We start from the raw sequence: 13,966 nt of genomic DNA, 5'->3' as shown, positions 1-13,966 counted from the left end.
ACGCGGGGACAGGGCAAAAAACGGTCACAATCCGCTCTTGAGATTGGCGACCTCGGTCAGGCGGACGGCAAGCTGCCCGGCTTTGTCGCCCTCCAGCTCGGTCAGCTCACCCCGTGCGATCAGCCGGTCACCGACATAAAGTTCGACCGGATCATCCACGCGGCGATCCAGTGGCAGGACGGTATCCTTACCCAGACGCAGCAGCTCCTGCACCCTGGGGCGGGCGCGACCAACCGAGATGGTGATCTCGATCGGCACCTGGGCAAAGGGGCTGGAGCTTGCGGGTTCATCCATCGGGGTTCTCCTGCGACAGGGTGAAAAAGTCCTGAACGGATCTGATAATGCTCTCGGTGACACGGCTCAGATTGATGCTGACTTCCCGCGCTCCGAGGCGGAGGAAGACCTGGGACTCGCCGAGACCCGGATCTTCGGAAATCTCGAAAAGCAGGCCCGGCCTGCGCGAAAGAAGCGCCTCAACCTGCGGGCGGGCGGCCGGGTGCAGGGTCAGATTTGCCGGTTGTTCGGCAGTTTCGGCCACCATTGGCATCAGTTGCCCGACGAGGATCGGGCCGAGCGTCTCGCGTGCCAGATCCGGCAGCAGCCGGTTGACGATCTCTTGCAACAGCGGCTCCATCGCGCCAAGGATATGTGCCCGTGCCTCTTGCCAGGTGAAGTCAAGTGTCATGAGGTTCTGCTCCAGCTCGGCCCTGACCCGGTTACCATTCTGCATATGGGCGGCCTCTGAATCGTCCCAGCCGGCGCGGTACCCCTGTTCCCAGGCGGCGGCACGGTTTTCTTCCACCGAAGCGGTGTCGGTGATGACCACGTCCCGCCCCGGACTGCGCCCGGCCTCGAAGACTTCAAGCTGCGGCAGCGGCATCAGCTGCGCTCCTCATCCGGGCCAAGCCAGCCGCGCAGGATCTCGATCGATTCCGCCTGACGTTCGCGGATCAGCCGCTGCAGCCGTTCCACCGGGTCTTCCTGCAAGGCGTCAGAGCCGCTGAAATCCACCATCGGGAGGTCAGGCAGGCTGAACCCATTGTCGATTTCCCCGTTTAATACCGCGTCCGCTGCGCCAGCCAACGCCATCCCGGGCAATTGCAACGGCAAAGGCGGCGCCGGCAGCGTCGCCGCGCGACCGGAAGCAAGGATCGGACGCAGCACGAAGAGCATGAGGATCAGCGCCACAATGGTAAGCGCGGCAATCTGGATCAGAGACATCGTATCCAGGGGGCCAAAGCCTGAGAGGAAGCCAGAGGAAGCCTCGGTGCCATCGGGCACAAGCGGCTGAAATTCAAGGGATTTAAGCGTAAGGCTGTCACCACGTGCCGTGTCGATTCCCGCAGCCGCAGTCACCAGCTCTTGCAGCGCAGAGAGCTCGCTTTCGCTGCGGGGCTCCCAGCTCTGTGTCCCGTCAGGCGCGGTCACGGTCTGGCCGTCGATCAACACCGCCACCGTCATCCGGCGAATGCCACCCGGCCCGCGCAACAGTTCGCGCTGCGTCTCGGAGATCTCGTAATTCACCCTTTCGCGGGTCTCATTCGTCTGCGACTGGCCACCGGCGCCGGCACCCGTATCCCCTTCGGGCAGGTTGGACGCGACGGTGACATCACCGCCAGGCTCGCTGTTCTGACTGCTTTTCTCTTCGGTATCGGTTGAAATGGCGACCCGTCCCTCCGGATCGAAACGCCTTTCCGTGATCTGTTCACGCTCGGTCTGCAGCTCCAGTGAGACCTCAACGACTGCCTTTCCGGGGCCGACCCGGGCGGCAAGCAGCCTCTCGACACTTTGGCGGATTTCTTTCGCACGATCACTGGCGGAACCGCTGGTGCCGTCTTCCGCAGGAGACACCAGCCCGCCGGTGGTGTCGATCACCTGGACATCAGCCGGCGTCATCCCGCTGACCGCCGAGGCGATCAGATGTTTCAGGGACCGCGCCTGATCATCCGATATGCGCCCCGAGGCGGTTGTCACCGTGACGCTTGCTGTTGGCGTTGCCGCGCGCCGGAAAGGGTCTGACGGACCCTGAGAAATATGGACCCGCGCCGCCCGCACATCCGGAACAGCCAGAATCGTGCGGGCGAGTTCGCCTTCTTTCGCCCGCCAATAGGCGGCATCGAACATCTGCGCGGTGGTCCCGAAGCCCGAAAGCGTATCCAGCAATTCATATCCGGCGCCGCCCGCCGTGGGCAGACCTTCTCCGGCCAGCGACATCCGCAGCGAGTCGCGACTGGCGGAATCGACCCAGATCGAATCGCCCCGCACCTCGTAAGGGACGCCGCGCTGATCCAGCGCGGTGACCACTTCGCCCGCCGCCCGCCCATCCAGACCGGCGTAAAGCAGAACCGATGGCCCGCCGCCCGAGAGGCGTGAAAGGGCCAGAACCGCAAGAAATACTGCTATTGTCGCGCCCGCAAGGATGAGCTTACGCCGCAACTCAAGCCCATTCCAGATCGAGATCACGTTCTGCACTTTTCTCTCCGCCGGAATTCTTTCCTGACGGGACCAGAAATGAAGGGTCTGGATTAACAATCGGTTAGTGCCCCTCGATCTATCTTCGTTCTCAAGACGAAACGGAGGCTGACGTGTCGGATACTGCGATTCCTGAAGAGGCTGCTGCTGAGGGGGCCGGAAAAAAGCGCCCGAAGTTGTCGCTGCTGATTGGCCTTCTATTGACCACCGGCGCGGGTGGTGCGGGATTTTATGTCATGAAATCGGGCCTTTTGATGGACGGGGGGCACGATGCTCTGGCCGGGTCGCAGGTCCAGGGGCTGCCGGATATCGCCTATGTTCCGGTCGATCAGATCCTGATTTCGCTGCCGCCGGGGGCGCCCGGGCGGCATTTGCGCTTCGCGGCCCAGATCGAGGTGGCAAGGCCCCATGCGGCCGAGGTCACATTGCTGATGCCGCGTGTGCTTGATGTCCTGAACAGCTATCTGCGCGCCGTCGATCCCGCAGGTTTTGATGATCCGGGCGCGATGACGCGGCTTCGGGCGCAAATGCTGCGCCGCATCCAGATTGTCACCGGCGAAGGCCGGGTGCGCGATCTTCTGATCACCGAATTTGTCATGAACTGAGGGGCTGATATGACCTTGATCGCCGATATTCTGCTGCTGGCCGCGACCCTGGGCGCAGCAGTCTACTGCTATGTTCTGGCGGGCCGCCTGCGGCGCTTTACCGCGCTGGAAACCGGGATGGGGGGCGCGATTGCCGTGCTATCAGGCCAGGTTGATGAGATGACGCGGGCGCTGGAAAAGGCGCAGCAGGTAGCGGGTCAGTCCGGCCAGCGTCTTGCGGTGCTGACCAGCCGCGCGGAAGAGCTCTCGACCAGGCACGAGCTTATGGTGGCCTCGATGCATGATATCCCGGCGGCTTCGCCTGGCGGCCTTGCGTTGCAGCCATATGCCGTGGCCAGGACACCAGAGGCCAGCGAGGATCTGCGTCGCGTGCGGCTGGTGCGTCGACGCGGCAGTGTGATGGAAGCCGCCGAATGAACCGGAGCACCGGGCGCGGTACGTTGGTTCTGATCGCCTTTCTGTTCGCGGCATCCGGGGCGGTGAGGTTTGGCGATGGCCTTGGATCCTCGCTTGCCCGGGCGGCAGGCGCCGATCCCGTGCCGGAGGCCGTGGTTGCCGAAGGCTGTGGTCCGTTGCCGCAGGAGCTTGCCGCCGCCCTCTCGGCGCGGGAGGCCAGGGTGACAGCTCAGGAAGCTGCGCTGGCGGATCGCGCAGCGGCCCTGGATCTCGCGGGTGAGGTCCTCGACGGCAGAATGGAAGCCCTCCGCCAGACTGAGACGGAGCTGCGTGCGACCCTCGCGCTCGCGGATGGTGCGGCGGAGGCGGATCTTGCACGGCTGACGACTGTCTACGAATCGATGAAGCCAAAAGATGCCGCCCTTCTTTTCACTGCGATGGAGTCGCAATTTGCCGCCGGATTTCTGGGGCGGATGCGCCCCGATGCCGCTGCGGCGATCCTGACCGGCATGGCGCCGGACAAGGCCTATGCGGTCAGTGCCATTCTCGCGGGCAGGAATGCGGCTGCGCCGCGCGAATAGCTGCGGATCGGCTGGCTGACGGGCGGCAAGCCTGGCGTTTTTTTAACGGCTTGCGTCCAGGCTGGCGTGAACCAAGGCAGGAATATTTCCCATGATCGGTCTGATCGGCATTGCAGTGATCTTTATCATGGTCTTCGGCGGCTATGCTGCGGCTGGCGGTAAACTCGGGATCATTCTGAAAGCCCTGCCGTTCGAGCTGGCGATGATTGGTGGTGCGGCCGTCGGGGCCTTCCTGATATCGAATGGAATGTCCGGTGTGAAACAGGCCATTCGGGATATTGGCAAGGTCTTCAAAGGTCCCAGGTGGAAGCCGGAAGATTACCGCGATCTGCTCTGCCTGTTGTTCGAGCTGGTGCGGCTGGCCAGGGCGAACCCTGTCGCCCTGGAGGAACATGTAGAGAATCCCGGTGCTTCGACCATCTTTGGCAAATATCCCCGCATTCAGGCGGATCACGACGCCGTTGATCTGATCTGTGACACGTTGCGCGCGGCCTCGATGAACTACGACGACCCCCATCAGGTGGAGGAAGTTCTCGACAAACGTATGGAAGTGCAGATGAGCCACGCTCTGCACTCCAGTCATGCGATGCAGAATATGGCCGATGGCCTGCCTGCGCTTGGGATTGTCGCTGCGGTTCTTGGGGTTATCAAGACGATGTCCTCGATTGATCAGCCGCCCGAAATCCTTGGCAAAATGATCGGTGGCGCATTGGTGGGTACCTTTCTCGGCGTGTTCCTGGCCTATGGGCTCATGGGGCCCTTCGCGGCGCGTGTCCGCGCGGTCGTCGAGGAAGACGGCCATTTCTACAATCTGATACGGGAGGTCCTGATCGCCAACCTGCATCGCCATCCGGCGAATATCTGTATCGAGGTCGGACGTCAGAACACCCCGCATCACATGCGCCCGGAATTCGGCGATCTTGAAGAGGCGCTGCGTGCTCTTAAGCAAGAGGCCGCATGATGCGCGCGATCCGGAGTGCGGCTGCTATCTTGGCCATCCTGCTGCCGTCTCATTCTCAGGCCGAAATTGCCCGGATTCGTGGTGGCGAACATGATGAATTTACACGGATTGTGATCGAAGCAGCGTCGCTCGGCCAATGGAAGCTTGGCAAGGAGGGGCGGGGCTACGCTTTCAGAACTGAAGATCTACCTGACGGCTATGATCTGAGCAAAGCCTTCGATAAAATCCCGAAATCCCGCATTCGGTCTCTTTGGCAGGACAAAGAGACCGGGGCGCTTCGGATGGATATCGGCTGCACCTGTCATGCAATCGCTTTCGAGGTCAGGCCGGGCATTGTTGCGATAGATGTCAGAAACGGACCCGCACCCTCCGGATCAGAATTTGAACGCCCTTTTGAGCCCGATGACCCTGTTAAAGGAAGCCAGCCGTCACAATACCCGGCGGTCCCGATTATTGCCGCCCCGGTTATCAGGCCGCCGAAAGTCTCTCCGGCGGCAGGAGTGGAGCAGAAACCCTCCTACAACTGGCTTGAAATCGCAGGATTCGGTCTGCCATCAGAGCCTTCAGTCAGCGATGAAGATGCCAGCGATGAAGTGCGTTTTTTGCTGAATCCATTGCGCGATTCACTCTTGCGGCAGATCAGTCTGGGCATCGTCGAAGGGGTTGTCGTGCCCGGAGCTCTCGCAGAGTTGCCCGCGGCGGCGAAATCCCCCCTGGCCGAAGCCCCCGGCGTGCGGATTGCGAATGGCGAGATGCCGGGAATACGCGCCGGAACCGACAGGTCCCCGGGGCCAAATCTGACGGCTGACGGTAAACCCTGTCTTCCCGATCACATGACAGATATTGGGGCATGGCTTCCCGACCAGGCGCCGCTTACCGCATTGAGCAATCTGCGTACGAATCTCCTGACAGAGTTCGACCAGCCAGTGGTCGAAAAAGTGCTCGAGGCGGCCCGGGTTAATATTGCACTCGGCTTCGGCGCTGAGGCGAGGCAAATTCTCACACTTCTGCCTGTGGAAGAGGCGGCTCAACGGCCAGCGCTTTACGACCTCAGTTATCTGGTGGATCTGGAACCTGGGCCTCGCGGTGCTTTTTCGGGGATGGAAAGCTGCGATTCCTATGCTGCCCTGTGGGCAATTCTTGCGCTTGCGACAGCGGGATCTGAGCGAAGTGCAACTGCGCCAGATACGGCCGCAGTTACCCGCAGTTTCTCGGCGCTGTCTCAGGATCTGCGCCGCCACCTGGCACCTGTTCTGGTCAGCTATTTCATGGCGCAGGGCGACGAAACCACCGCCCGGCGCTTGCGGGATGCTGTTCTGCGTGTGCCCGGGCCGACAGGGCAACAGGTTCAGTTAATGGATGCCGGAATTGAACTGGCAACCGGCAATGCCTACGCGGCCGCGGATATTGCGGAAGAAGTGCTCGCCGATCCGGGAGTTTCGGCTGCGGAGGCGGCAATTTTGCGTGCGGAATCTGCTTTCGGGGCGGATCGCCTGGTTCCGCCGGATCTGGCGGCGCAGCTCTCCGCATTGACAGCAGAACTGCGAGGGACAGACGGCTATTCACGCATCCGACGGGCAGAAGTTCTTACTCTTGCCATGTCGGGCGATTTTCGGGCTGCGTTCGATCACCTGCCGGAAGCCCCCGATGCAGTCGGAGACCTGTGGGAACTGGCCTCAGTTGCGGCACCGGATGAGATATTGCTGACAGAGGCGCTGAAGGTTTCTGTCCCACCGCGCGGAAAACCAAAAGTTAACAGAGAGGTTGCTCAACGGTTGCTGCGTTTCGGCTTTGCTCAGGAAGCGCTGCACTGGCTTGGGCCTGCCGATGGCCTGGAGGCAGAGGCCGACCGAATGCTGGCAGCTGAGGCCGCACTTGCGATCCGCGATGCCCGGCTTGCGGTTCGGGTCCTTGCGGGCCTCGCCGGTACCAAAGCGGATGACTTGCGGGCGCGGGCCGCGATACAACTGGGAAACGCCAATGCTGCCGCTGCTATTTTCCTCGCAAGCGGCGACACGCGCAGAGCGCTGCGGGCGGAGTTCTGGGCCGGCGACTGGAGCTACATTGCCGATCAGGATGCGGCGGGCCTCAGTCCGGCGGCGGCGATGGTGCTCTCATCTTCGGCGGACGGAGCCTCCGAGGGGATGCTCGCGCGCGGCACAAGGCTGGCAGGCGAAAGCGAGACTGCACGCGACGCCATAGTCGAACTGATGCAGGCTGTTCCGGGGCAATTTCCGTAACCCTTTGGCAACCACCAATGCGCAATAGTCGAATTGTACCCTTCATCCGGAAATGATCCGGCTCCTGTGGATCAGACAGAATGTCACGATACAGCTTTTTGACTGGCCTTCCCCTTATCATGATCTGCGCATTTGGCATTCCGGCACCAGGTCAGAGTGCTGACTATTCCCGGCAATGTCTGGAAGCAATTCACCGTGCGTCACAGGTCTCCGGTGTGCCGCGTGACATATTGCTGGCAGTCGCAATGACTGAAAGCGGCCGTCAGGGCATGAACGGACCGGAGCCCTGGCCCTGGGCGCTGAACCAGGCGGGCGACAGCAATTGGTTCGACAGCCGGGAGCAGGCGCTGCAATGGCTCAACACTGTCATCGCCAGGGGTGTGACCAATATAGATATAGGCTGTTTTCAGTTAAACTGGCGCTGGCATGGCGAAGCCTTTGCATCACCTGATGCGATGATAGACCCGCAGAAAAATGCCGATTACGCGGCCGGATTTCTGTCAGACCTGATGCAACAGACCGGCAGCTGGGAAAAAGCAGTTGCGGCCTATCACTCTTTTACTCCGGAACTTGCCGAGCGCTATATGAAGCGCTTCAGACCGATCCATGCAGCCGTTCAGGGCCAGCCTTTCGACAGTGTTCTGCTGGCCGCTGATACACCTCGCGAGAACAATTACCCCTTGTTGCAAATGGGAAATGTTCTGAGCCCGGGCTCGCTTGTGACGGTTTCGGGCTCTGCGCGCCCGCTCTTTGGGTCACCGTGAGGAGGCCGAAATGGAGACTTTGAAAGCGCGCAACCTGTTCCATCCGACCGTCCTGATGGCCGTTGCCCTGATGTCCGTCATCGGCATGATGATCCTGCCGATACCGCCTGCATTGCTGGATATTGGCCTGGCATTGTCTTTCTCGCTGGCGATCCTGATGCTGACTGTCACGCTGTTTGTCGAACGGCCGCTGGACTTTTCGTCTTTCCCAACGATCCTTCTTGCATCCCTCCTGCTGCGGCTTGCGCTGAATGTCTCTTCGACCCGGCTGATCATCAGCCAGGGCCATACCGGCACGGCTGCTGCCGGCCATGTGATCGAGGGCTTCGCAAGTTTTATCATGGGCGGCAATATCGTGCTCGGCCTCGTGGTGTTCACCGTCATCATGATCGTGAATTTTATCGTCATTACAAAAGGCGCGGGGCGAATGGCAGAGGTGGGCGCGCGCTTCGCGCTCGACGGGATGCCGGGGCGCCAGCTCGCGATTGATGCAGATATGTCCGCCGGCGCGATCACACATGATGAAGCGCGCCAGAGGCGTGAAACCGAGCTGGCGGAAACCACATTCTTCGGCTCTCTTGACGGTGCTTCGAAGTTTGTAAAAGGCGATGCGATCGCCGGCCTCATGATCACCGCGCTGAACTTTGTGGTGGGCCTGGCCGTCGGTATCGGGATGCACGATATGGATGCCGCCCGCGCCTTCTCGACCTACGCGATTCTTACGGTTGGGGATGGTCTGGTGGGTCAGATCCCCGCGGTGATCATCTCGGTTGCAGCAGCCCTTCTTCTCGCGCGCGGCGGAACCAAAGGCGCCGTCAATATCAGCCTGGTCGAGCAGCTTGGGCGCTATCCCGCCGCCCTTGCAACCGTTGCCGGGCTGATGGCGGTTCTTGCGGTTTTGCCCGGCATGCCCTTTCTTCCGTTCATCTGCACGGCGGCAGGGCTTGGAGGGCTTGCGCGCATGGTCTGGAAAAAGCCTGTCGAAAAGGCCGAGCCAGAGCTCAGCAATAGCCAGACCACTGCAAAACACCATATCGGGGATGTGCTTGATTTTGACGAAATTCATATCGAATTCTCGCCAGATCTCGTGGATATGGCGCTGGATCCTGCGACCGGCCTGGATGGGCGGATTGCCAGTATGCGCAATCACATCGCCTCGACCTATGGGCTTATTCTCCCCGAAATTCGCCTCACAGATGAGGCCATGCTGCCGGGCGGCCACTACCGGATCCGCATTCAGGGCGTCGCAAAGGTGACCGACCGGCTGGTTCCGGATTGCGTGCTGGTGCTGATGTCTGATGGTGCCAGCGCGCCTGAGGGTGAGGATGTCAAAGAGCCCGTCTATGGCGCGCCTGCCCGCTGGATCCGGCCGGAATACCAGGAGGATGCGGCTCTCTCCGGTCTGACGGTGGTGTCGCCGGCCGAAGTCCTCGCCACCCATTTGCTTGAAGTGCTGAAATCCAGCCTTTCGCGTCTTCTGTCGCTGCGTGGCCTGCGCCGTCTGCTCGATGAATTCACCGATCTCTCGGATCGGGGCAGGGCAGAGGCGAACCGCCGGCTGCTCGACGACATGATCCCTGAAAAAGTGCCGATGGATCTGCTTCATGCGGTGATGCGCCTGTTGCTGGAGGAGCGGGTTTCGGTCAGAAACCTGCCGCTGATTTTGGAAGCGGTCGCCGAGGCGCGCAGTTTCGGATCTCCCGAAGCGGTCTGCGAACATGTCCGCCAGCGTCTCGGTTTCCAGATCGTTGCCGAATTCCGCCGCGAAGATGGGACCGTGCCCCTTATCCAGCTTGCCCCAGAATGGGAGCGGACCTTCCAGGCCCATCAAACCGACGGGGACCGCGGATTGCGCGATGTCGCCCTCCCGCCGGATATTTTCGCAAAACTTGCCAATGGGATAGCGGAAAAAATTGGTCAGGCCGGAGAGAGTGGCGCCTCGCCTGCGATCGTCACCTCGGCGGCAAGGCGACGGTTCCTGCGGACCGTCCTTCAGGCGCGGGGGCTCAGGGTGCCGGTCCTCTCTTATGAGGAAATCGGCGCTGACAATCGCCCCGCGCTATTCGGGCAGGTCGCAGCATGACCGGTCTGATCGCGCAACTCAGCGGCGCTTTCGGCATCGCGGAGGGGTTGATCTGGCAGGCGGCCCTCGTGTTTCTGCGCGTCGGCGCGGCGGTCGCACTGCTCCCCGGTTTCGGCGAAAGCTTCCTGCCACAAAAGGTTAAAATCACCGCCGTAATGGTCATGACGGCGATTGTGTTTCCTGCCGTCATTGAGGCGCCCGCTGGCCTGCCCGGCGCTGACCCGCAAAGCGCGGTCATTACGCCCCTCACCGTGGCGGCCGAGGTTGTCGCGGGCCTGCTCCTTGGTTTCACGCTGCGCCTGATGATCCTTTGCCTGCAAACCGCAGGAACGATGGTCGGTCAGTCGATTTCACTCGCCCAGATGTTCAACGGAACCGGGCCTGAGCCCCAGCCCATCGTCTCCAATCTGCTGACACTTGGCGGGCTCGTGCTGTTTTGCTCTATGGGCGGGCTGGCACGATCTGTGGAATTGCTGGTCTGGTCCTATGAGGTTCTGCCGCAAGGGCAGATGCCCGATCCGGGCGAGATCTCGCGCTGGGCGCTGGGGCTGACTGCGCGGGCTTTCTCCCTCGCATTCACGCTTTCTGCACCGTTCATCCTGGCGGCCTTGCTTTATAATCTTGCGCTCGGGGCGATCAACCGCGCCATGCCCTCTCTGATGGTGACCTTTATCGGGGCGCCGGCCCTGACGCTTGGCGGCCTGATCCTGCTTGCCCTGGCCAGTCCTTTGCTGCTGCAAAGCTGGCAGGATGCCCTGGGCGTCCGCCTGCTTGACCCGTTCGGACCCTGGTGATGTCTGGCTCCGACAGCGATCAGGATGAAAAGCAGTTCGACCCGACCCCCGCCGGCTGGAAAGGGCGCGGGAAGAGGGCGATGCGATCAGATCCGAGGATATTCACGCCGCGCTTGCAGGTGCGGGCATTCTGCTGGCCGCTGCCATTTTTGGCAAAGTTGCCATCACCCGGGCCGGAGAGGCGGCGGCGGCGTTTTTTGATCAGGCCGACCGCCTTCCGGGACCCGGAGATCAGGGAGCGGCGGCGGTGATCGGCTGGGCTGCTCTGTCGATGGCCGGGCCGGTCATCGCACTGCTGCTGGTGCCGGCAGCATTGATCCTGATCTGGCTGATTGCGTCAAAAGGGTTCGTTTTTGCACCGTCGAAGCTGACTATGAAAATGTCCCGCATCTCGATCATCAGCAATTTCGGACAGAAATTCGGGCGCGGCGGCCTCGTCGATTTCCTGAAGAAATCAGTGAAAATGGTCCTGATATCGCTGGCCCTGGCCCTGTTTCTGACCAGCCGGGCCGATCAGATCATTGGCAGCACCCGGCTTGAGGCCGGGCAGGTGGCCCTTTTGCTGGTCAGACTGCTTGCCGGATTCCTTGCGCTGGTGATTGCGCTCAACGCGGTTATCGGCGCGGTGGATTACTTCTGGCAACGGGCCGAATTCATGCGGCGCAACCGGATGACACGGAAAGACCTGACCGATGAGATGAAAGACAGCGAGGGCGATCCGCATATGAAGGCCGATCGCCGGCGCCGGGCGCAGGAGATTGCGACACGGCAGATGCTTGCGGATGTGCCGGGCGCGGATGTGGTGATCGTCAACCCGACCCATTACGCCGTCGCGCTGAAATGGGACCGGATCAGGGGCGGTGCGCCGGTTTGTGTTGCCAAAGGCATCGATGAAATCGCAGCGCGGATAAGGGAACGCGCACAGGAGGCCGGGGTGCCGATCCGGCGCGATCCTGCCACCGCGCGCGCGATCTATGGGATCACCGAGATCGGCCAGGAGATCCGGCGCGAGCATTATGCCGCCGTGGCCGCCGCGATCCGGTTTGCAGCCATGATGCGGGAAAAAGCCAGAAAACGGAGATGAGCGATGAAACGGGCCGAAAAACTGCATCGGCTCCGCAGGATGGCCGGCATGGTGCTTGACCTAAGGGCGGCCAGCCTCGCCAAAGCTGCGGCAGAGCGTGAGGCAGTCAGGGAAAGGCTGGCGGTGCTGAACCGGGTTCCGGATGAGGCGGCGATGGCGGATATGACCGAGGCGCAGAGATTTCTGGTCTATGAAGGATGGGCGGCCGGGCGCAGGACAAAACTGAACCAGCACCTGGCGCGGCAAGAGGTGATCTGGCGTACAGAGCTCGCGGCGGCGCGACAGGCCTTCGGAAGAGATCAGGTTCTCGCCCGGCTTCAGGAGGGCAAGAAGAGACCCTGAACCGGCTGACTAAGGAAAGAGAGGCGGGCTAAGTAGCGCTCCGAGGCTGCCACGTGCTGCCGGGCGAAAGCGATGGCCTGTCCAGGCGAAACCGGCACAAAGGCGACCCTCTGGCCCGGCGCTACCTGCGCAAAGGCGCCAAGGTCGCAATCGAGCACCGTCGCAATCCGGGGATAGCCGCCCGTCGTCTGATGATCCGCGGTGAGGATCGTTGCCACCCCGTCCCCCGCCACCTGGATCGAGCCGCGCGTGAGCGGCTCTGAGGCCATATCAAGCGGCGCAAGCGGTGCAATTGCGGGGCCGTTGAGCCGGGTTCCCATCCGATCCGCTGCAGTCGTCACCTTCCAGGGGCCGGCATAGAGCGCCTCGATGGAACTTTCGGGAAAGTAACGCTCCTGCGGGCCGGGTGTTACACGCAAGATGTGGCGGGGGCGTGCCAGGATCGGGCACGGGATGCGCGGTGACAAAGGAAGGCGCGGCCCGACCGGGGCAAAATGCAGCTTTGCTCCCGTCACAAGCTTGCCACCCCCGAAGCCGGAGGCCCCATGGGTCGCGGCGCTCCCCAGCCAGGTGTGTACCAGGCTTTGCCCGGCAAAGGCCAGGTAGCACCAGTTGCCCCAGATGCCAGGCCGGATCACCAGGGTTTCGCCGGCCCGCAGCAGCCCGCGTGACCAGGACCCCCGCCGCTGACCGGAATGTTCCAGGAGGAAACCACCGCCGGTGAGGGCAAAGGCAATCTCTCCCGCCTCGCAGCCGATCTGAACGCCGCCGCGCGAAATCTCGATCACCGGCGTACCGGGCGCATTCCCGATGGCCGCATTCGCGGCCCGCATCGCCAGCCGGTCCATCGCGCCCGATTGCGGCACACCAAAACGCGCCCAGCCTGGCCTGCCCTCGTCCTGGATCGAGACATGCGGGCCGGCAAAGCGCAGGCAGAGTTCGACCTCAGACATCGGTCATTTCCGGGGCCATTTCCGGATCGTCCTGGCGAATACGACGAAACCGCACCCGGTCGCCGGGATCGAAGAGGAAGGGGCGGGCAGTGTCGGCCGTGAGAATGCTTGTGGCCGAACGGCCAATGATCCACCATCCGGTCGGCATTTTAAGTGTCGAAACAATGCATTGCGAACCCGCGATCAAAACGGATCCGGCCGGGATGTCACGGATGGCAGCGGATTTGCGAGGCAGGCGGATCGAATCTGGCACGCCGGTCAGATAGGCATAGCCCGGTGCAAAGCCGTAAAGGCTGACCTGATACGCGCCGCCAAGATGGGCGGCGATCACCGCCTCCGGGCTTTGCCCCGTCATCGCCGCAACCGAAGCGAGATCGGGTGAAAAGGGCGCGTCATAGCATACCGTCACGTCATGCAACCGGCTTTCCGTCACCTGCGGCCGCCCGGTGTCGAGCCGCTGACGGATGTCTGCCTCGACCCTGGCATGATCGGTCTCCAGGCAATCGAAACGCACCAGCAGACAGGCATTCCCGGGCACGGTTTCGATCATGGCCGGCGGTGGCGCGGCGTTCAGCGCTGCATCCAGCGCCATCACACGGTCATGCAGCGCCGTATCCACGCCCTCGCCGAATTCCACCAGCAGGCCATGTTCGGCGACGGGACGAAAGCGGGGCGCGTCATTCATCAGGGG

The 13,966-nt window shown here is 62.1% G+C and carries 15 protein-coding genes; 10 read left to right on the top strand and 5 right to left on the bottom strand.

What is annotated here, in order from left to right; translation table 11 throughout:
• Positions 1-24 precede the first annotated feature (24 nt).
• From QNO18_RS03385 to fliF, 3 genes are read right to left on the bottom strand one after another with little or no spacing between them, the layout of a single operon-like run.
• A complete protein-coding gene (locus QNO18_RS03385) occupies positions 25-294 on the bottom strand; it encodes a FliM/FliN family flagellar motor switch protein (protein ID WP_092900232.1) in 270 nt (89 codons plus the stop codon).
• Positions 287-880, bottom strand: coding sequence for an HrpE/YscL family type III secretion apparatus protein (locus QNO18_RS03380; RefSeq protein WP_283176528.1), 594 nt, complete (start codon positions 878-880; stop codon positions 287-289). The genes QNO18_RS03385 and QNO18_RS03380 overlap by 8 nt, the downstream gene beginning before the upstream one ends.
• A complete protein-coding gene (gene fliF / locus QNO18_RS03375) occupies positions 880-2,472 on the bottom strand; it encodes a flagellar basal-body MS-ring/collar protein FliF (protein ID WP_283176527.1) in 1,593 nt (530 codons plus the stop codon). The genes QNO18_RS03380 and fliF overlap by 1 nt, the downstream gene beginning before the upstream one ends.
• Before the next feature lie 113 nt (positions 2,473-2,585).
• Between fliF and QNO18_RS03370 the strand changes: the two genes are divergently transcribed.
• The 10 genes from QNO18_RS03370 to QNO18_RS03325 all read left to right on the top strand — a co-directional run bounded on the left by QNO18_RS03370 (position 2,586) and on the right by QNO18_RS03325 (position 12,322).
• Complete coding sequence (locus QNO18_RS03370; RefSeq protein WP_283176526.1) at positions 2,586-3,077, top strand: flagellar basal body-associated FliL family protein; 492 nt, start codon at positions 2,586-2,588, stop codon at positions 3,075-3,077.
• A 9-nt stretch (positions 3,078-3,086) separates the two neighbouring features.
• Complete coding sequence (locus QNO18_RS03365) at positions 3,087-3,494, top strand: hypothetical protein (RefSeq protein WP_283176525.1); 408 nt, start codon at positions 3,087-3,089, stop codon at positions 3,492-3,494.
• A complete protein-coding gene (locus QNO18_RS03360) occupies positions 3,491-4,054 on the top strand; it encodes a hypothetical protein (RefSeq protein WP_283176524.1) in 564 nt (187 codons plus the stop codon). Before QNO18_RS03365 ends, QNO18_RS03360 begins: the two co-directional genes overlap by 4 nt.
• Positions 4,055-4,145: 91 nt before the next feature.
• On the top strand, positions 4,146-5,015 hold the full coding sequence (gene motA / locus QNO18_RS03355; protein ID WP_283176523.1) for a flagellar motor stator protein MotA: 870 nt from the start codon (positions 4,146-4,148) through the stop codon (positions 5,013-5,015).
• Complete coding sequence (locus QNO18_RS03350; RefSeq protein ID WP_283176522.1) at positions 5,012-7,255, top strand: hypothetical protein; 2,244 nt, start codon at positions 5,012-5,014, stop codon at positions 7,253-7,255. Before motA ends, QNO18_RS03350 begins: the two co-directional genes overlap by 4 nt.
• Positions 7,256-7,500: 245 nt before the next feature.
• A complete protein-coding gene (locus QNO18_RS03345) occupies positions 7,501-8,019 on the top strand; it encodes a transglycosylase SLT domain-containing protein (RefSeq protein WP_349293830.1) in 519 nt (172 codons plus the stop codon).
• A gap of 10 nt (positions 8,020-8,029) precedes the next feature.
• Positions 8,030-10,102 carry a flagellar biosynthesis protein FlhA gene (flhA, locus tag QNO18_RS03340; protein ID WP_283176521.1) on the top strand — a complete coding sequence of 691 codons (2,073 nt, stop codon included), beginning with the start codon at positions 8,030-8,032 and terminating at the stop codon, positions 10,100-10,102.
• Positions 10,099-10,896: a flagellar biosynthetic protein FliR gene (locus QNO18_RS03335; protein WP_283176520.1), complete on the top strand. Its 798-nt coding sequence runs from the start codon at positions 10,099-10,101 to the stop codon at positions 10,894-10,896. Before flhA ends, QNO18_RS03335 begins: the two co-directional genes overlap by 4 nt.
• A 55-nt stretch (positions 10,897-10,951) precedes the next feature.
• Positions 10,952-11,980: an EscU/YscU/HrcU family type III secretion system export apparatus switch protein gene (locus tag QNO18_RS03330; RefSeq protein ID WP_349293880.1), complete on the top strand. Its 1,029-nt coding sequence runs from the start codon at positions 10,952-10,954 to the stop codon at positions 11,978-11,980.
• A gap of 3 nt (positions 11,981-11,983) precedes the next feature.
• The gene (locus QNO18_RS03325) at positions 11,984-12,322 is read left to right on the top strand and encodes a hypothetical protein (RefSeq protein WP_283176519.1); all 339 of its coding nucleotides are present in this window, start codon (positions 11,984-11,986) and stop codon (positions 12,320-12,322) included.
• On the opposite strand, the gene QNO18_RS03320 is transcribed toward QNO18_RS03325, so the two are convergent.
• Together QNO18_RS03320 and QNO18_RS03315 are read right to left on the bottom strand one after the other, a co-directional pair.
• A complete protein-coding gene (locus QNO18_RS03320; protein WP_283176518.1) occupies positions 12,298-13,275 on the bottom strand; it encodes a biotin-dependent carboxyltransferase family protein in 978 nt (325 codons plus the stop codon). The genes QNO18_RS03325 and QNO18_RS03320 overlap by 25 nt on opposite strands.
• Positions 13,268-13,960: an allophanate hydrolase subunit 1 gene (locus tag QNO18_RS03315; protein WP_283176517.1), complete on the bottom strand. Its 693-nt coding sequence runs from the start codon at positions 13,958-13,960 to the stop codon at positions 13,268-13,270. The genes QNO18_RS03320 and QNO18_RS03315 overlap by 8 nt, the downstream gene beginning before the upstream one ends.
• Positions 13,961-13,966 lie beyond the last annotated feature (6 nt).

Origin of the sequence: Gemmobacter sp. 24YEA27 (assembly GCF_030052995.1) — a bacterium.
Classification (GTDB): domain Bacteria; phylum Pseudomonadota; class Alphaproteobacteria; order Rhodobacterales; family Rhodobacteraceae; genus Pseudogemmobacter.
The sequence above is the reverse complement of the archived record's forward strand: the minus strand, read 5'-3'. Positions and strand labels throughout refer to the sequence as shown.